Origin of the sequence: Pseudomonas siliginis (genome assembly GCF_019145195.1) — a bacterium.
Classification (GTDB): Bacteria; Pseudomonadota; Gammaproteobacteria; order Pseudomonadales; family Pseudomonadaceae; genus Aquipseudomonas; species Aquipseudomonas siliginis.
Genome location: NZ_JAHSTW010000006.1, coordinates 140,888 through 158,624, shown reverse-complemented (window position 1 = coordinate 158,624; position 17,737 = coordinate 140,888). Strand labels below are relative to the sequence as shown.

Genomic DNA, 17,737 nt, shown 5'->3' with positions numbered 1-17,737 from the left:
TGTCGGCTTTTTTTCACTTACTGCTTCGGCGCAGGCGCAGGCGCCGCCCCACCCGGCTCGGCCGGTTTCGGCGCCGCATCGTCAAACAGATTCAACCGCTCGCGCAACTCGTGAGCCGGCACTGGCTGTTTGTCCGCCGGCAGCGCATTCGGATCAACCGGGGCTGCCGGAGCAGCACCGTTCTGCCCCTGATCCGCCGGTTTCGCTGCCTCGGGACCCTGCGCACCTTCAATGGCGGCCTGGGCCTTTTTGGTCAGTACGACAATGTCGATCCGGCGGTTGACCGGGTTGAACGGATTTTCCCGATCAAACAATGCCGACGAGGCATAACCGACCACCCGCGCCACCTGCGCATCCGGATAGCTGCCCGCGACCAAGGCACGGCGAGCCGCGTTGGCGCGGTTGGCCGAGAGCTCCCAGTTGCCGTAGTCGCCAGTGCCAATGTACGGCTTGGCGTCGGTGTGGCCGCTGATACTGATCTTGTTCGGCACCGCTTTGATGGTGTCGGCCATGGCCAGCAGGATGTCTTCGAAGTACGGTTTCAGGCGTGCGGAACCGGAGTCGAACATCGGCCGATTCTCGGCATCCATGATCTGGATGCGCAAGCCGTTCGGCGTGATCTCGAAAAGGATCTGATCCTTGAACTTCTGCAGTTGCGGGTTCTCGTCGACCTTGTTCTGCAGTTCTTGCAGCAGCAGTTCGAGACGCTCCTTCTCGACCTGCTCGGCCATGCCTTCAACCTGATCGGTGTCGACCGTGACCTTGTCCGGTTGCGGCTGCGACTTCACTTCCGGGTTGAGGGTGTTTTCCGGCGCCAGGGTCGGTGTACCGCCGAGGTCGATGATGTACGGCGTGCCGCTTTCGGAGAAGCCGACCGGGTCCTTGAAATAACCGGCGATGGCGATCTTCTGTTCCGGCGTAGCGGTGGACAGCAGCCACAGCACGAGGAAGAACGCCATCATCGCCGTGGCAAAGTCGGCGAAGGCGATTTTCCACGCCCCGCCGTGGTGCCCGGCGGCAATGCGCTTGACGCGCTTGACGATGATCGGCTGATTATTTTCCATGACTTAGCGACCGCGAACCGCTTGTTCCAGCTCGGCGAAGCTTGGACGGTGCGCCGGGTACAGAACCTTGCGCCCGAACTCGACCGCCAGCGACGGCGGCATGCCGGACGCCGAAGCCACCAGCGAGGCCTTGATGGCTTCGTAGACGTTGAGCTCTTCCTTGGCATCGTGGGCCAGGGAATGTGCCAGCGGACCGAAGAAACCGTACGCCGCGAGAATACCGAAGAAGGTACCGACCAGTGCCGCACCCACGTGCAGACCGATCGACGCCTGGTCGCCCTCGCCCAACGAAGCCATGGTCACCACGATACCGAGTACCGCCGCAACGATACCGAAACCGGGCATGCCGTCGGCGATGCCGTTGACGGCGTGGGATGGGTGCTCGAGGTCTTCCTTGAGGCTGTACAGCTCCATGTCGAACAGGCCTTCCAGTTCGTGCGGAGCCATGTTGCCGGAGGACATGATGCGCAGGTAATCGCAGACAAACGCGGTCATGCGTTCATCCTTGAGCACCGCCGGGTACTTGGCGAAGATCGGGCTCGCGGCGGCATCTTCGATGTCGCCTTCGATCGCCATCATGCCTTCGCGGCGGCTCTTGTTGAGGATCTCGTAGATCAGCCCGAGCACTTCCAGATAGAAGGTGTGGGTGAAACGCGAACCGAACATGCTCAGGGATTTCTTGAGCACGTGCATCGTCATGTAACCGGGGTTGGCCTGGAGGAACGCGCCAAGGGCCGCACCACCGATGATCAACACCTCGAAGGGCTGGATCAGGGCGGCAATCTTGCCGTGGGAGAGCACGTATCCGCCGAGCACGCTCGCGAATACGACGATGATGCCGATAATTTTAGCCATAGGTAGAAGGTACTTGTTTAAGTCGGGTTCAAGGTCATATTCGGAAGTTAAAAAATCTCTTCTTCTACTTATCGGCAAAACTGCGCCAGACTATAGCCAGTTCAGGCGAAAAGCCAATTTAGCCCATGCCGGGCGCGTCTACAGTCAGTGAAGATCTCGTCCAGACATGGCTAATGAAACGAACATTCCATCGGTAAAACCGAGCACCCTTGAGGCTTGGGTCAAGCTGCTCGACAGCGTCCGCCTGCCCGTACCACAAGAGGCTCACGACAAAGTCTGCCGGGCGATCCGCGACAATCGCAGCTCGCTGCGCGACATCGCCGATCTGATGCAGGACAGCCCGGCGCTGGCCTTGAGCGTCATCCGTGAGGCGAATCGTCACACCCACGGCACCATGGCCGCGCCAGCGGAAAATCTCGAGGTGGCAATCAATCGCCTGGGCCTTGCGCGCACCGAAGAATTGCTCGCGCGCCTGCCCGCCGAACCGCACCGACAGATCCCCAAGGCCTTGCGTCAGTTGCAGTTGATCAGCCAACACGCGACACAGCAGGCCAACGGCTTTTTTGCCAGTCGTCTGGCGCGGCTGTGGCAGGACATCCATTGGGGCAGCTTGCTGTTTTTGTCGCCGCTGTGGCCCTTGGCACTGACCTATCCGCAGTTACTAGAGGAGTGGGAACTGCGGGTGATCCACAAGGGCGAGTCGGCACGTGTGGTCGAAAAGCAATTGTTCGGCGTGCGCCTGTTGAAGATTGCCGAGGCACTGGTCCAGGCCTGGCATCTGCCGATCTGGGTCGAGCAAGGCTACAAATTGCTGCTCAGCGAACAACGCGAACTGGTCAAAGTGCTGCGCATCGCCCGCGACAGCGAGCACCCGCTGCGCCAGCAGAATCGCCTCGACGATGACCCGACATTGCGCCGCTGGCTTAACCAGCCGGCGAATTCCGTGCTGCTGGCCAATGGGCTGGCGCTGTCGGCGCAACAGGCCTGGGACAGTCCGCACAGCAAGCGCTGGCAGTACCTGACTAGCCTGTATCTGCAGATTTCCATGGATGAAGTGCAGCAACAGTTGCACCAGCAAGCGGCGAACAGCGCGCGTCAGCATGCGATGCCTGATTTGTGGCACCCGGCGGTTTCGCTGATCTGGCCGTGGGGCACTCGTCGCTTGCCGGCCGGCATGCTCCCGGCCGCAGCGCCGAATGCGGATGATCTGGGCCAATGGCGTCGGCAATGCGCCGAACTGCTCGCCGAGCCCAGCCGCTTCACCAATGCCATGAGCCTGACCGTCGCCGCCCGCGAGGCACTGGTGGCCAGCGGCATGCGTCGGGTGATGATTCTGATGGCCGACCGCACACACACGACCCTGCGCGTGCACCAGACCGCCGGTTTGCCGAAGGATGCAGCGGCGCTGAGTTTTGCCGTCGGCCAAAGCAAAGTCCTGCAGCGCCTGCTCGCTCAGCAGGCGCAGGTGCGGATCACGCCGGAGAACAACGGGCAATTCTCGGCCTTATTGCCAGCGAGCCTGCGCACGCTGTTTCGCGGTGAGCATCTGTTCCTGCGTTCGCTGGTCAACAACGGCCGGGTGATCATGATCGTCGTTGCCGATCAGGGTGGCGGGCCGTTCGCCGACATCACTGTGCAGGCCTTCGGCAAAACTGCGCAGTGCATCGAAAAAGCCCTGCACAGCTTTAGCAGCCGTGGCCAATGAGCCTGCGCTACAATCCTCCCCTTTGTGCTCTGGAGACCTCACATGTCTGACTTCTCTGGCTTGCCGCTTGTCATCGAGCCGAGCGACCTGCTGCCGCGTCTGGAGTCCCCGGAACTGATCCTGGTGGACCTGACCAGCCCTGCCCGGTATGCCGAAGGTCACTTGCCCGGTGCACGTTTTGTCGACCCGAAACGCACCCAGCTCGGCCAGCCACCGGCGCCCGGGCTGATGCCGGCGAAGGCCGATCTGGAAGCGTTGTTTGGTGAGCTCGGTCATCGCAAAGATGCGGTCTACGTCGTGTATGACGATGAAGGCGGCGGCTGGGCCGGGCGCTTTATCTGGCTGCTCGATGTCATTGGCCACGACAAGTACCACTATATAGACGGTGGTCTGCCGGCCTGGCTGGCGGACGGTATGCCGATGTCGATTCAGGTGCCGGCCGCCGTCGGTGGCCCGGTCTCGCTGACCCTGCACGATGAACCGACCGCCACCCGCGAATACCTGCAAAGCCGTCTCGGCGCCGCCGATCTGGCGATCTGGGACGCGCGCGGGCCGCTGGAATATTCCGGCGAGAAAGTCCTCGCCGCCAAGGGTGGCCACATCCCCGGCGCGGTCAATTTCGAATGGACCGCCGGCATGGACCAGACGCGTCAGTTGCGCATCCGCAGCGACATGCCGCAGATCCTCGAAAACCTCGGGATCACCAAGGACAAGGAAATCATTACCCACTGCCAGACCCATCACCGGTCGGGCTTCACTTATCTGGTGGCCAAAGCCCTCGGTTATCCGCGGGTCAAGGGCTACGCCGGTTCCTGGGGCGAATGGGGCAACCACCCTGACACGCCAGTCGAGATTTAAGGTTTTTAAGGACAACTAATGAAAGAGCGTCTGTTTATCCTCAGCCAGTACCTGCTGCCGCATCACCTGCTGTCGCGTCTGGCCGGCTGCATCGCCGAATGCCGCGTGCGCTGGTTCAAGAATGCCTTCACCCGATGGTTCGCCAAGCGTTATCAAGTGGACATGTCGCAAGCACTTGTCGAAGACCTGACCGCTTACGAGCACTTCAACGCATTCTTCACGCGTGCGTTGAAAGACGGCGCGCGTCCACTGGACGAAACCCCGGGCGCGATCCTCAGCCCGGCCGACGGTGCGGTCAGCCAGCTCGGCCCGATCGAACACGGTCGTGTGTTCCAGGCCAAGGGCCACAGCTTCAGCGTGTTGGAGTTGCTCGGCGGGGATGCGGCCAACGCAGCGCCGTTCATGGGCGGCGACTTCGCTACCATTTACCTGTCGCCTAAGGACTACCACCGCGTGCACATGCCGCTGGCCGGCACCCTGCGCGAAATGGTCTACATCCCGGGCCGCATTTTTTCGGTGAACCAGACCACTGCCGAAAACGTCCCGGAGCTGTTCGCCCGCAACGAGCGCGTGGCGTGCATATTCGATACAGAACGCGGGCCGATGGCCGTGGTGCTGGTCGGTGCGATGATTGTCGCTTCGATCGAAACCGTGTGGGCCGGTCTGGTCACGCCACCGAAGCGCGAGCTGAAAACCTTCCGCTACGACGAAGCCGCACGCGCACCGATTCATCTGGAAAAAGGCGCGGAACTGGGACGCTTCAAGCTCGGTTCGACGGCGATCGTGCTGTTTGGCCCGGATCAAGTGAAGTGGGCCGAAGAGCTGGTGGCCGGTTCACCCGTGCAGATGGGCCAAGGCCTGGCACTGCCAAAAGCGTGACCCTGTTCGCGGAAGCAGCCGAGGCTGCTTCCGCAAACCGCGGCATTTGCTGCTATGGTTTTGCTCATGAGCCAGACCAACTTTTCTCCCAAGCTGCGCGCTCCGACTCCCACGCAAACGCGCCTGTCGTTCTGCGACGCCAGCCCGCGCGACCTCAAGCGCTGGATCGCCAGCCTGCCCAAGGCCAACATCGGCGAAACCGCCCGCCTGCTCTATCAAGGCCTCGGCGAACTGAACCTGTTGCTCACTCCCAGCGACAATCGCCTGCAACTCCTGGAACTGCTGCGGCCCGAGGTGTATTTCGTCTGCCAGCATCTGGAACGGCACTTTCTGCATCAGGCGATCATGCTCGACGAGCGTTCGCGCAAAGTCAGCAACCTGTGCCAGGCGCTGCAAGGCCAATTGGCCATCGGCTATAAACAGATCGTTCTGCGCATCCTGCCCAAATATAGCAAGGATCGAGCAACGTTGGTCAGCACCGCATTGCAACGCGCGGCGCATGCCCTCAAGGCGCAACTGGTGCGCGCCACGCAGCTGTACAGTCCACCGCCGGAACACGTGTGGTTGGAATTGCATCATCTGTATCGCAGCGCTGCGCAATTACAGCTGCAACAACGGCGGCTGCGCGATGATCTGGCGTTTTTGACCAGCGAACTGAGCGTCGAACAGACCTACATCGCCGCACTGCTATTGGGCAGCGCCCGTTGCAATCAATTGCGTCAAAGCCAGATTGCCCGGCTGGCCGAGGTGATCGAGCCGTGGAGCGCCCTGCTCAAGCTGCATCCCGGCAGCGCCGACGAGGGCTTGTTTGCGGTCAGTCCGGAACTCGATGTCGGCCCCCGATACCGCAAGATGTTTCGCAGCGAACAACAGAGCGGACTGCTGGGCTTCGACCCGCAACCGCTGGTCAAACAGCTCGAAATGCACTTGTTGCACCAGCCGACTTCGACACCTTTGCCTGTCTCTGCCGGGCTCAGCATCGATACCCTGCAACATCTCCATGCCACTTGGGGCCAAGCGGCGGAACGCAGCTTTCAGCGGATCGCCGGCCAAGGCTCATTGACTGTGTGCGTCGGCATGAGCGCCCTGCACTTCTACCTCGGCGGCGAGCGCACCTTCAGCGAGTTGCTCAAACATCCCGGTGCCCGCGCGGCAAATTTCAGCAGCATCGTGGCCAACGGCGAAAAGGACAGCTGGAGTCAGGCGTTCGACGCTGCCCCGCAAAGTAACGATGAGCTGTTGCCGTACGAGGAAATCCAGTACGACCAGCTGAGCGAGGATGAAGGCCCCGGCAACGCGCCGAACTATCCGACTTACGCCTTGCCCGTGATCAACCATAGCCCTGGCGGCTATTGCCTGGCCTGGCCGAGCGAGGTGCCGGCCGAATTGCAGGCCGGGGAAATGCTCGGCATTCAGGACAGCGAGGGCAAAGGCTGGAGCATTGCGGTGATTCGCTGGATCCGCCAGGTGCGCGGCAGCGGCACGCAGATGGGCATTGAACTGGTCGCGCCACACGCGCAGCCGTGCGGGCTGCAACTGGTTCGTTCCAAGGACGATCACAGCCATTATCTGCGCGGTTTGCTGTTGCCGGAGATCAGTGCGATCGATGTGCCGGCCACCGTGCTTGCGCCGCGCCTGCCGTTTCAGGAAGGCAACAAGGTGTTGATCAACACTCAAGGCGAAGAACACCGCGCCGGGCTGGATCGGCGGGTGGCGAGTACGCACAGTTTCAATCAGTTCGCCTATCGCTCGCTGGATCCTGCGCAGAATGGCGGAGGTGAGGAGGATTTTGATTCGTTGTGGAATTCACTCTAGATCGAGGCGCGGCCTTCGCGAGCAGGCTCGCTCCCACACTGGAATGAGGTTTCCCGTGGGAGCGAGCCTGCTCGCGAAGAGGCCAGATCAGCTTATCGAGATCTCAGAGCTGCCCGTCGCGATCGCGGAAGCCCAACAGATACAACACACCATCCAGCCCCAGCGTTGAAATCGCCTGCTTCGCCGACTGCTTGACCAGCGGTTTGGCGCGGAACGCCACGCCCAGCCCGGCAATCGCCAGCATCGGCAAGTCGTTGGCGCCGTCGCCGACGGCAATGGTCTGCTCCAGACGCAGACCTTCCTTGTGCGCCAGTTCCTTGAGCAAGTCAGCCTTGCGCTGCGCATCGACAATCGGCTCGATCGCCACGCCGGTGCACTTGCCGTCGACCACTTCCAGCTCGTTGGCGAACACGTAGTCGATGCCAAGCTTGGCTTGCAGCTGCTTGGCGAAATAAGTGAAGCCGCCGGACAGGATGGCGGTTTTGTAGCCAAGGCGCTTGAGTTCGGCGAACAGGGTTTCAGCGCCTTCGGTCAGGCGCAGCGAGGCGCCGATCGAGTCGAGCACGCTGACGTCGAGGCCCTTGAGCAGCGCCAGACGCTCCTTGAAGCTGGCACGGAAATCCAGTTCACCCGCCATGGCGCGCTCGGTGATTTCGGACACTCGATCACCCACGCCGGCTGCCTTGGCCAGCTCATCGATGACTTCCGCTTCGATCAGCGTCGAGTCCATGTCGAACACGGCCAGACGCCGGTTGCGACGGAACAGCGAATCTTCCTGGAAGGCGATATCGACGTTCAATTCCTGGGCAACGCTGAGGAATTCGGCGCGCAAGGCCTGCGGATCGGCCGCTTCACCGCGCACGGAAAACTCGATGCAGCCCTTGCCCTTGTCGGCTGGTGTGTCCAGCGGCATGCGCCCCGACAGACGGTCGATATGGTCGATGTTCAGGCCATATTTGGCGGTGATCGCGCTGACCGCCTGCAACTGGCCGGCGGTGACTTTGCGCGTCAGCAGGGTAACGATGTGGCGCTTCTTGCCCTGATTGCCCACCCACTGCTGGTAATCCTCTTCGGACACCGGGGTGAAACGCACTTGCTGATCCAGTTCGTAGCCCTTGAACAGGATGTCCTTGAGCACCGACTTGCCCTGTTCGGAATCGGGAATTTCAACCAGGATGCCGAACGACAGGGTGTCGTGGATCACCGCCTGACCGATGTCGAGAATGTTCACACCACCTTGTGCCAGAACACCGGTGATGGCCGCCGTCAGACCCGGACGGTCGACTCCCGTGATGTTAATCAGGACGATTTCGCGCAACGCGCACCCCCGCAACTGGAAAAAAACCGCATTCTACCCACTTTCAGTGACCATCGGGCACCGCGAGCGCTTTGCCGGTCTGGGGCCTGTCGCTATACTGCGCGTCAACTTCACGGACAAAGAGCCGAGCTCAAGTGAACCGGCCCACGCCAGTCAAAACCGATAACTTCTTCCTGCTGATCTTCCGTGCACTGCGCCATCGCCGTGTACCGATTGCATTGCGCATTGCCAGCCACAACGTGATCCTGGTCGCTCTGGCCCTGGTGATCTATGCCGGGGTGATGGGTCTGCAATTCAAGCAGGCCATGCACGAGCAGGCCGATGCGCTGGGCGAAAGCCTGACGACGCAGACCGCCACTTCCGCCACCGAGCTGCTGGTGTCCAACGACATCCTCAGCCTCAACGTGCTGCTCAACAACCTGACCAAGAACAAACTGGTCGCCCACGCGGCGATCTACAGCGTGGACAACCGCATCCTCGCCGAGTCCGGTCAGCGTCCCAAGCACAGCCTGCTGGGCGAAGCCGAGGGCATGTATGAGAGCAAGATCACTTTCCAGGACGTGACTGCCGGGCAACTGCGCATCAGCCTGGACATGGATCAGTTCCAGCAGCCAATGACCATCAGCCTGCAAAGCATGGGCATTCTGAGTGCGATTCTGCTGGCACTGTCGCTGGCTCTGAGCCTGCGCATGGGCCGTTATCTGTCGACGCCACTGCTGCAATTGCGTGTGTGGCTGCGCCGCATCGACGCGCATACACCGGGCATCGATCGCCAGGATGAAATCGGCGATCTGGCGCGCCAGCTGCACGCCAGCTACGCCCCGGAACCGGAGCCTGAACCTGAACCCGAGCCGGAATTCGCCGAGGAAGAAGACGAGCCGGAATTCGAGGTGCGTAACCTGCGCGATCCAAGTTTCGACGAAAGCCGCCCGCTGGCCGCGAAGAAACCGGCGCCGCGTCACCTGGTCAGCACCGTCGAAGACGATGATGACGATGACGCCTTCGCCGAACTGCGCGACGAATCGCTCAACGGCGCCGCCCAACCGCTCACGCGCAAACCGAGCCCTGACGTGCCACAGCACACCGCCGTACTGGCCGTGCAATTGGGATCGCAGGAACAACTGCGTCGCTTGCCTCGCGCACGCCTGGAAGAACTGCAGGATCGCTATCGCGACTGCCTCGAGCAGGCAGCGTCGCTGTATCAGGGCGAAATCGAAACCCTCAACGATGGCAGCACGCTGCTGCTGTTCCATACCGAAGATTGCGGCGACGACTACCTGACCAATGCCATCTGCTGCGGCGAATTGCTGCGTGCACTCGGCCACCAATTGCAGATCGAGGTCGCAGACAGCGGCATCACCCTGCAATTGCAGCTGGGCCTGACCCTGGGCGATGAATTGTTCGGCCTGAGCCAGATTGATCTGCTGCTGACCGATTCGGCCCAGGATGCACTGGCCTTGTCGCAACACAGCCGCAATCTGCTGCTGGTCGAGCGCAAGATCAGCGATGACACGTTGATCCGCCAGCGTGCGCGGATCCGGCCGATCGCCAGCCCTGAAGGCGCGTGCTGTGTGGAGCGGTTGATGGAGCCTTATCCATCGATGCTGGAGCGGCAACTGGCGCGGATGCATGAGCGTCGGGCGTAAGGTCTAGGCCAGATACGCAAAAGCCCGCAGACGAGTGATTGTCTGCGGGCTTTTTGTTGCCTGCGCTGGCCCCTTCGCGAGCAGGCTCGCTCCCACCAGGTCTGCTCGCCGCCGATCAAATGTGGGAGCGAGCCTGCTCGCGAAGTGGCCAGCGTTGAAGACGAATAATCTCTGCCCCCCAGATACAACAAAGCCCGCACAAGGCGGGCTCTGTTCTGGCTCGTTCCAGCCTCAGAAGCGAAACACTTCCATATCGGTACGAATCGGCGAGGCCATCGGAATCTTCGGCTGTTTCTCGGCCTCCGCTGCCGGCGCTGCGGGTTTCGGCGCGGCTTTACGCGGTGCCTCGGCCACTGGCGGCTGGTTGGCCAATGGCTTGAGCGCCACCGACAGCTGCTCGGCCAGACGCTGCAACAGAACCCCTTGTGCCTGCACCTGGGAAGCGGTGCTGCCAGCGTGCGTTTCCTGCAGGTGAATGATGCGGTTATCGCGTACCTTGCCGCGACGATCGATCAAACGCCACTGCGCATCGAGAATCGCCGGTTGTTTCGCCCCGGAATCCAGACGGGTGATGGTCAGCAAAACCTGCACATCCGGCGTGAACCCGGCGGTAGCAGGCGCCAGCACCACACGCTGGCTGTCCAGGTGACCGGCGACCTGACGCATCAGCAACTGATCGATATCCGACGAAAGGCTGCCAGCCCAACGACCGTCGGTCGCCGCTTGCAGGCTGCCGTCGGGTTGACGTTGCAGCAGGGTTTCGCGTTGCAGGTAATCGGCAACAACTACCGGCCCCAGCAAAACCGCCATGCCCGCGCTTTGCGCAGGCTGAACCGGACTTCCGCTGTCCAGTTGGTACAGCGACACCGGCTGGTGAACGCTGCAACCCGCCAGGCCAAGAACGCCGGCGAGCAACAAAATAAGGGGGCGTAGAGCAGTCATCATCCCGTCCAGGTGGCCGCCACAAGGCTGACCACAGTGAAAATACTCAATAAATATGAAGAACGCTCGGCCACGCCGGCGCTTGAAAGGCCATATCATCCGTGAATATGCGTTCCGACTCCAGCGCCAAAGCGTCGATCTACGCGTTTAATCGCAGATCGAACGCTCTAGGAAGGCGTTCTCGCCTAATTGAGGTTTTCGACGAGCAGCGCATCGACCCGTTGGAAGCCCCGCGGAAGTTTGTTTCCGCGCCGTCCACGCTCACCTTTGTAGTGCTCGAGGTCGTCGGCTTTCAGCGACAGGGTCCTTTTGCCAGCCTGCAACACCAGGGTGGCGCCTTCCGGCAGGACGGCGATGTCCGTGACATATTCTTCGCGACTGGCCACACGCTCACCGGAAATACCGATGATCTTGTTGCCTTTGCCCTTACCTAATTGTGGCAGATCACTGATTTTGAAGATCAGCAGGCGACCTTCGGTCGTGACCGAGGCCAGCCAGTTCTGCTCACGATCGGCCACAGGGCGCGGTGCGATGACCTTGGCGTTGTTCGGCAGGCTCAACAGGGCTTTGCCGGCCTTGTTCTTCGCTTGCAGGTCTTCACCTTTGACCACGAAGCCGTAACCGGCATCGGAGGCAATCACGTACAGCGCATCGTCTTCGGGCATCAGCACGCATTCGAACGAGGCGCCCGGTGGCGGCGTCAGACGGCCGGTCAACGGTTCGCCCTGACCACGGGCCGACGGCAAGGTATGCGCGGCGACCGAGTAGCTGCGACCGGTGGAATCGATGAACACGGCAAACTGGTTGGAGCGCCCCGCCGCCGAGGTCTTGAAGCCATCGCCGGCCTTGTACGACAAACCGGTAGCGTCGATGTCGTGGCCCTTGGCCGAACGCACCCAGCCTTTTTCCGACAGTACGACGGTGACTTTCTCGTTCGGCAGCAGATCGTGCTCGCTCAGCGCCTTGGCTTCGGCGCGCTCGACGATTGGCGAGCGGCGGTCGTCGCCGTAGGTTTCGGCGTCTTTGAGCAGCTCGGTGCGCACCAGTCTCTTCAGCTTCGCTTCGCTGCCCAGCAGGGCTTGCAGCTTGGCCTGTTCCTTGAGCAGTTCGTCCTGCTCGTCACGCAGCTTCATCTCTTCCAGTCGCGCCAACTGACGCAAGCGGGTGTCGAGGATGTAGTCGGCCTGAATCTCGCTGAGGGCGAAACGCTCGATCAGCTTGGCTTTCGGATGCTCCTCGGTACGGATGATGTGAATCACTTCATCCAGGTTGAGGTAGGCGATCAGCAAACCGTCCAACAGGTGCAGGCGACGTTCGACCTTGTCGAGGCGGAATTGCAGACGGCGACGCACGGTCAGCACGCGGAACTCCAGCCATTCGACCAGCAGCGCACGGAGGTTTTTCAGCTGTGGCTTGCCGTCCAGGCCGATGATGTTGACGTTGACCCGGTAGGTCGACTCCAGCTCGGTGCTGGCGAACAGGTGCTGCATCAGCGCTTCGTGATCGACGCGGCTGTTGACCGGGATGATCACGATGCGGCACGGGTTTTCGTGGTCGGATTCGTCACGCAAATCGGCGATCTGCGGCGCTTTCGACGGTTTGGCCTGCATCAGCGCGGCGATCTGCTCCAGCACCTTGGCGCCGGAGACCTGATGCGGCAGCGCGGTGACGATGATGTCGCCGTCCTCGACGTGGTACACGGCGCGCATACGCACCGAGCCCTTGCCGGTTTCGTACATCTTCAGCAGGTCGGCACGCGGCGTGATGATTTCCGCTTCGGTCGGATAATCCGGACCCTGGATGTGTTCGCAGAGCTGTTCGACCGTGGCTTTCGGCTCATCCAGCAAGCGTACGCAGGCGGTTGCGACTTCGCGCAGGTTGTGCGGCGGTACGTCGGTGGCCATGCCCACGGCGATACCGGTGGTGCCGTTGAGCAGAATGTTTGGCAGGCGCGCCGGCAACACCAGCGGCTCCTGCAGGGTGCCGTCGAAGTTCGGCCCCCAGTCCGCGGTGCCTTGGCCCAGTTCGCTGAGCAGTACTTCGGAATAGCGCGACAGCCGCGCTTCGGTGTAACGCATGGCCGCGAAGGACTTCGGATCGTCCGGCGCACCCCAGTTGCCCTGGCCGTCGACCAGCGTGTAGCGATAGCTGAACGGCTGCGCCATCAGCACCATCGCTTCGTAGCACGCCGAGTCGCCGTGGGGATGGAACTTGCCGAGCACGTCACCGACGGTACGCGCCGATTTCTTGTGCTTGGAATCGGCGTCCAGCCCCAGCTCGCTCATGGCGTAGACGATACGCCGTTGTACCGGTTTCAGGCCGTCGCCGATATGCGGCAAGGCGCGGTCCATGATCACGTACATGGAGTAGTTGAGGTAGGCATTTTCGGTGAAGTCAGCCAGCGAGCGGCGTTCTACACCGTCCAGGCTGAGATCAAGGGAGTCGCTCATGCGGGCCTCATCGGTTCGTTGTCTGGCGCAGCAGCATGGTGCCACCGCGCTGGGTAAATTCAAGTCTGTTCAGGGCGCTCATGCCGAGCAGCACCTGGTCGCCATGCAGCCCCGGCGCCACCAGTGCGCGGACATCACGCAGGACGATGTCGCCCAGTTGCAGGCGGGCAATTTTCGTTCGATAGCCCTGGCTCAGGCCATTGGCCGTGCTCAGGGTCACGCCGAAACCTTCTTGCAGCTTCAAACGCTTGGCCAGATCCGCCGGGATCGCGACATCGGTGGCGCCGGTGTCGAGCATGAACTCCACCGGCTCACCGTTGATCTGGCCGCTGGCGACAAAATGCCCTTGGGCATTGCTCGCCAGTTTCACTTCGATAAAACCTTCGCCCTGCTCCGACGTGACCACGATGTTCGGATTCTGCTGGCGCTGCTCCCACTGACCGAAAAACCGCGTCGCGAGAAAAAGTGCCGCGCACCAGGCGAGGACCATTAGCACCCGACCGGCACGCTTGCCCGGTGGCTGCTGACTCACGGCCTGGCGCTCCAGCCACCGTCCGGCGCGGCGAAGCGCCAGACCACCGGGCGGACCTCACCGTCGGCACGCGGGCCAAAATTGTTGTCGACCCCGATCCACGCACCTTCAGCATCAATGATCAGCGCTTCTTCCAGTCCGTAGTTCTGCGAGTAACGGCGATTTTCCTGCAACAGTTCGCCGGCATATGACCAGCACTGCTCGACCTTGGCCGTCTGTGCATCGCGACGGCAAATCTCGAAAGCGTTGCGTTCAAGGGTAAAAAGCTTGCCGTTGAACAAGGAAATGTCGGAAAAGTCGCGATGAACCGCTTTCGCCTTGGGAAACTGTGGCGGCTGCATCTCCTTGCCGCCCTCACTGAGCAGCACGCAGCGACCGTCACAATCCCACACCGTCTGCTGGCGCTTGATCAGCAGCAAACCGCGCTTTTGCCGTTCGGCGGCCAGCCATATCTGATCACCGGCCGGGTTGATCGCCAGGCCCTCGAAGATCGAGTTGAACTTGAGCAGCAGGCCGCTCGCCCTCGCTTCGCGAACCAGCAGCGGCGAGATTTTCAGCCAGTTCGCCGGACCACTGACCGGCACCTGCAATACCGCCGCATGGGCCTCACTGACGATGTAGCGATTGCCTACGCTGTCGCAACTGATGCCTTCGAAATCCAGTTCGCCCCCGCGAATGAACGACGCCGCCCAAGTGCGCGAACTCAAACCCCACGGCAAGCCGCTCTCCGGCACGGGCGGCACGTCGATGTGCACGGTTTGCGCCTGCCAGACCGGATCGCGGGTATCGAGCCGATAAATCTGCTCGTCATCGCGATCGGAAACGGTCCACAGCTCGTTGCCGCACATGGCCAGACCTGACAGGTTACCGCCGCGCATGCCTTCGACCGGGTGTTCGGAAAGCAGCCGCAATTGTTGCAGCGGCTCGGCCGACACGCTCAGCGCACTCAGCAGCAACGCACCCGCCAAGGCCCAGCCAAACTGCATCAGGCCAGCACCTCGGCGAGGTTGCCTTTGGATTCCAGCCAGGATTTGCGGTCACCGGCGCGTTTCTTCGCCAGCAGCATGTCCATCATTTCCGAGGTTTCGGCGAAGTCTTCGCCCAGCGTCAACTGCACCAGACGCCGAGTGTTCGGGTCCATGGTGGTTTCACGCAACTGCGGCGGGTTCATTTCGCCCAGACCCTTGAATCGGGTGACCTGCGGCTTGCCGCGTTTCTTTTCGGCGACCAGGCGATCGAGAATACCGTCGCGCTCGGCCTCGTCGAGGGCGTAGTAGATCTCTTTGCCGAGGTCGATACGGTACAGCGGCGGCATCGCCACATAGACGTGACCGGCATCCACCAACGGGCGGAAATGCTGGACGAACAGCGCACACAACAAAGTGGCAATGTGCAGACCGTCGGAGTCGGCGTCGGCGAGGATGCAGATCTTGCCGTAGCGCAGCTGGCTCATGTCCGCCGCGCCCGGATCGACGCCGATGGCCACGGCGATGTTGTGCACTTCCTGGCTGGCGAGCACTTCGCTGCCGTCGACTTCCCAGGTGTTGAGGATCTTGCCGCGCAACGGCAGGATCGCCTGGAACTCCTTGTCCCGCGCCTGTTTGGCCGAACCGCCGGCGGAGTCACCCTCGACCAGGAACAGCTCGGAACGCATCGGGTCCTGCCCGGCGCAGTCAGCCAGTTTGCCCGGCAGCGCCGGACCTTGGGTGACGCGTTTGCGCTCGACTTTCTTGCTCGCCTTGAGACGGCGGCCGGCGTTGTTGATCGCCAATTCGGCCAGGGCCAGACCGGTTTCCGGGTTGGCGTTGAGCCACAGGCTGAAAGCGTCTTTCACCACACCGGAGACGAACGCCGCTGCTTCACGGGAAGACAGACGCTCTTTGGTCTGGCCGGAGAATTGCGGTTCCTGCATCTTCATCGACAGGACGAACGCGATGCGCTCCCAGACGTCTTCCGGCGCCAGCTTCACGCCGCGCGGCAGCAGGCTGCGGAACTCGCAGAACTCGCGCATCGCGTCGAGCAGGCCCTGACGCAGACCGTTGACGTGCGTGCCGCCCTGCGCGGTCGGGATCAGGTTGACGTAGCTTTCCTGCACCGCGTCGCCGCCTTCCGGCAGCCACAACAGTGCCCAATCGACCGCTTCTTTATTACCGGCGAAAGCGCCGCAGAACGGCTCGTTCGGCAGACGTTCGAACTCGCTGACCGCATCGACCAGATAAGAGCGCAGGCCGTCTTCGTAATGCCACTCGACTTTCTCGCCGGTGCCTTTGTCTTCGAAGCTGACCAGCAAGCCCGGGCACAGCACAGCCTTGGCCTTGAGCACGTGCTTGAGGCGGCTGATGGAGAATTTGGGAGAATCGAAGTATTTCGGGTCCGGCGCGAAGTACACGCTGGTGCCGGTGTTGCGCTTGCCGACGGTGCCGACGATTTCCAGCTCGGAGGCCTTGAAGCCGTCCTTGAAGGTCATCTGGTATTCGTTGCCGTCACGTTTGACCCGTACGCGCACTTCGGTCGACAGCGCGTTCACCACGGAAATACCCACACCGTGCAAGCCGCCGGAGAACTGGTAGTTCTTGTTGGAGAACTTGCCGCCCGCATGCAGCTTGGTGAGGATCAGTTCGACGCCGGACACACCCTCTTCCGGGTGAATGTCGACCGGCATGCCACGGCCGTCGTCGCTGACTTCCAGCGAATGGTCGGCGTGCAGGATGACCTGCACCGATTTGGCGTGGCCGGCCAGGGCTTCGTCGACGCTGTTGTCGATGACTTCCTGGGCGAGGTGGTTCGGCCGACTGGTGTCGGTGTACATGCCGGGGCGTTTGCGCACCGGGTCGAGGCCCGAGAGGACTTCGATGGCGTCGGCGTTATAAGAACTAGCGCTGGGAGTGGCCATAAGGTCTCGTCGTCAGTCATTCATGAAAGAGGGGCAAGACTTCACAGCGTGGTGAAATCGATTGCCTGATACATATCGGCAGCCATGCCGGCAAAACTCAGCAACGCCGGTAATTGCCCGGCAAAACCCTGGAAACTGTGGTCGCCGCCAGCCTGGATGCGCAAGGCACAGGCGCGGTAATACTGTTGGGCGAGGCGATAATCCAGCGTTTCGTCGCCGGTTTGCAACCAGACCTGATAACGCTGCGGATCCTGCGGTGGTGGCACTTCCAGTTCGGCCAGCGCCGTGACGTGGTCGTGGGTCAGTTCCCAGGTTTCATCGGTGTAGAGGTTCTGCTGCGTGCCCAGATAACCATCGAACATCCGGTGCGGGCTGACCGCCGGGTTGACCAGCAGGGCTTTCAGGCCATGGCGCTCGGCCAGGTGAGTCGCATAGTAGCCGCCGAGCGAACTTCCCACCAGCAACGGCCGGCCCAGCTCGGCGATTGCCTGCTCGAGCTGACCGATGGCTTCACGCGGATGGTGATGCAGCGCCGGCACGCGCAATTGCTCGCTCAATCCCAGCCGCTCCATGACCGCGACCAGCTGACAGGCCTTCTTCGAGGCCGGCGCGCTGTTGAAACCGTGGATATAGAGGATCGAACCGGACATTTGAGCTCCCTGGCTGTCGGCGAAAGATAGCGGAGTTTACAGGGAGTCAGAGCAATCGTGGGTGTTTGTGCGGCCGCCTTCGCGAGCAGCCTCGCTCCAACAGGGAATCGCGTTTCAATGTGTGAGCGAG

Annotated in this window: 14 protein-coding genes; 5 read left to right on the top strand and 9 right to left on the bottom strand. The window is 61.7% G+C overall.

Annotated features, from left to right (window positions below; translation table 11 throughout):
* Positions 1–17: 17 nt before the first annotated feature.
* Positions 18–1,064 (bottom strand): flagellar motor protein MotB, encoded by a 1,047-nt coding sequence (gene motB, locus KVG87_RS13795; protein ID WP_041480740.1) that lies wholly within the window; start codon positions 1,062–1,064, stop codon positions 18–20.
* Positions 1,065–1,067: 3 nt separating this feature from the next.
* Positions 1,068–1,919, bottom strand: coding sequence for a flagellar motor stator protein MotA (motA, locus tag KVG87_RS13790; RefSeq protein ID WP_016771962.1), 852 nt, complete (start codon positions 1,917–1,919; stop codon positions 1,068–1,070).
* 166 nt (positions 1,920–2,085) lie between these two features.
* Between motA and KVG87_RS13785 the strand changes: the two genes are divergently transcribed.
* The 4 genes from KVG87_RS13785 (at position 2,086) to KVG87_RS13770 (ending at position 7,176) form a co-directional block, all read left to right on the top strand.
* Entirely contained in the window at positions 2,086–3,624 is a 1,539-nt protein-coding gene (locus KVG87_RS13785; RefSeq protein ID WP_217851170.1) for an HDOD domain-containing protein, read from the top strand.
* 42 nt (positions 3,625–3,666) lie between these two features.
* Entirely contained in the window at positions 3,667–4,482 is an 816-nt protein-coding gene (gene rhdA, locus KVG87_RS13780) for a thiosulfate sulfurtransferase (protein ID WP_076565369.1), read from the top strand.
* Between the two features lie 18 nt (positions 4,483–4,500).
* On the top strand, positions 4,501–5,361 hold the full coding sequence (asd, locus tag KVG87_RS13775; RefSeq protein ID WP_217851168.1) for an archaetidylserine decarboxylase: 861 nt from the start codon (positions 4,501–4,503) through the stop codon (positions 5,359–5,361).
* A gap of 66 nt (positions 5,362–5,427) precedes the next feature.
* Entirely contained in the window at positions 5,428–7,176 is a 1,749-nt protein-coding gene (locus tag KVG87_RS13770; protein ID WP_217851166.1) for a cyclic-di-GMP receptor FimW-related protein, read from the top strand.
* Positions 7,177–7,279: 103 nt separating this feature from the next.
* On the opposite strand, the gene serB is transcribed toward KVG87_RS13770, so the two are convergent.
* Positions 7,280–8,494, bottom strand: coding sequence for a phosphoserine phosphatase SerB (serB, locus tag KVG87_RS13765; protein WP_016771966.1), 1,215 nt, complete (start codon positions 8,492–8,494; stop codon positions 7,280–7,282).
* A gap of 134 nt (positions 8,495–8,628) precedes the next feature.
* Here serB and KVG87_RS13760 point away from each other — a divergent pair, with 134 nt between their 5' ends.
* A complete protein-coding gene (locus tag KVG87_RS13760; RefSeq protein ID WP_217851164.1) occupies positions 8,629–10,140 on the top strand; it encodes an AhpA/YtjB family protein in 1,512 nt (503 codons plus the stop codon).
* A 231-nt stretch (positions 10,141–10,371) separates the two neighbouring features.
* Here the strand turns inward: KVG87_RS13760 and KVG87_RS13755 are convergent, their stop codons facing one another.
* From KVG87_RS13755 to KVG87_RS13730, 6 genes are all read right to left on the bottom strand, one after another.
* Entirely contained in the window at positions 10,372–11,082 is a 711-nt protein-coding gene (locus tag KVG87_RS13755; RefSeq protein ID WP_217851161.1) for a PqiC family protein, read from the bottom strand.
* 185 nt (positions 11,083–11,267) lie between these two features.
* A complete protein-coding gene (gene parC / locus KVG87_RS13750; protein ID WP_217851159.1) occupies positions 11,268–13,532 on the bottom strand; it encodes a DNA topoisomerase IV subunit A in 2,265 nt (754 codons plus the stop codon).
* Between the two features lie 7 nt (positions 13,533–13,539).
* Positions 13,540–14,064: a retropepsin-like aspartic protease family protein gene (locus KVG87_RS13745; RefSeq protein WP_217851157.1), complete on the bottom strand. Its 525-nt coding sequence runs from the start codon at positions 14,062–14,064 to the stop codon at positions 13,540–13,542.
* Entirely contained in the window at positions 14,061–15,050 is a 990-nt protein-coding gene (locus KVG87_RS13740) for an esterase-like activity of phytase family protein (RefSeq protein ID WP_076565355.1), read from the bottom strand. Before KVG87_RS13740 ends, KVG87_RS13745 begins: the two co-directional genes overlap by 4 nt.
* Positions 15,050–16,957: a DNA topoisomerase IV subunit B gene (gene parE, locus KVG87_RS13735; RefSeq protein ID WP_024011346.1), complete on the bottom strand. Its 1,908-nt coding sequence runs from the start codon at positions 16,955–16,957 to the stop codon at positions 15,050–15,052. The genes KVG87_RS13740 and parE overlap by 1 nt, the downstream gene beginning before the upstream one ends.
* A 41-nt stretch (positions 16,958–16,998) precedes the next feature.
* Positions 16,999–17,607, bottom strand: coding sequence for a YqiA/YcfP family alpha/beta fold hydrolase (locus KVG87_RS13730; RefSeq protein WP_016771970.1), 609 nt, complete (start codon positions 17,605–17,607; stop codon positions 16,999–17,001).
* Between the last annotated feature and the right edge of the window lie 130 nt (positions 17,608–17,737).

Bases quoted from the DNA above. Each gene is read 5' to 3' on its own strand.
- KVG87_RS13770 (WP_217851166.1), top strand. From the start codon at position 5,428: ATGAGCCAGACCAACTTTTCTCCCAAGCTGCGCGCTCCGACTCCCACG.
- parE (WP_024011346.1), bottom strand. From the start codon at position 16,957: ATGGCCACTCCCAGCGCTAGTTCTTATAACGCCGACGCCATCGAAGTC.
- KVG87_RS13755 (WP_217851161.1), bottom strand. From the start codon at position 11,082: ATGACTGCTCTACGCCCCCTTATTTTGTTGCTCGCCGGCGTTCTTGGC.
- KVG87_RS13740 (WP_076565355.1), bottom strand. From the start codon at position 15,050: ATGCAGTTTGGCTGGGCCTTGGCGGGTGCGTTGCTGCTGAGTGCGCTG.
- rhdA (WP_076565369.1), top strand. From the start codon at position 3,667: ATGTCTGACTTCTCTGGCTTGCCGCTTGTCATCGAGCCGAGCGACCTG.
- motB (WP_041480740.1), bottom strand. From the start codon at position 1,064: ATGGAAAATAATCAGCCGATCATCGTCAAGCGCGTCAAGCGCATTGCC.
- parC (WP_217851159.1), bottom strand. From the start codon at position 13,532: ATGAGCGACTCCCTTGATCTCAGCCTGGACGGTGTAGAACGCCGCTCG.
- KVG87_RS13785 (WP_217851170.1), top strand. From the start codon at position 2,086: ATGGCTAATGAAACGAACATTCCATCGGTAAAACCGAGCACCCTTGAG.
- asd (WP_217851168.1), top strand. From the start codon at position 4,501: ATGAAAGAGCGTCTGTTTATCCTCAGCCAGTACCTGCTGCCGCATCAC.
- motA (WP_016771962.1), bottom strand. From the start codon at position 1,919: ATGGCTAAAATTATCGGCATCATCGTCGTATTCGCGAGCGTGCTCGGC.
- KVG87_RS13730 (WP_016771970.1), bottom strand. From the start codon at position 17,607: ATGTCCGGTTCGATCCTCTATATCCACGGTTTCAACAGCGCGCCGGCC.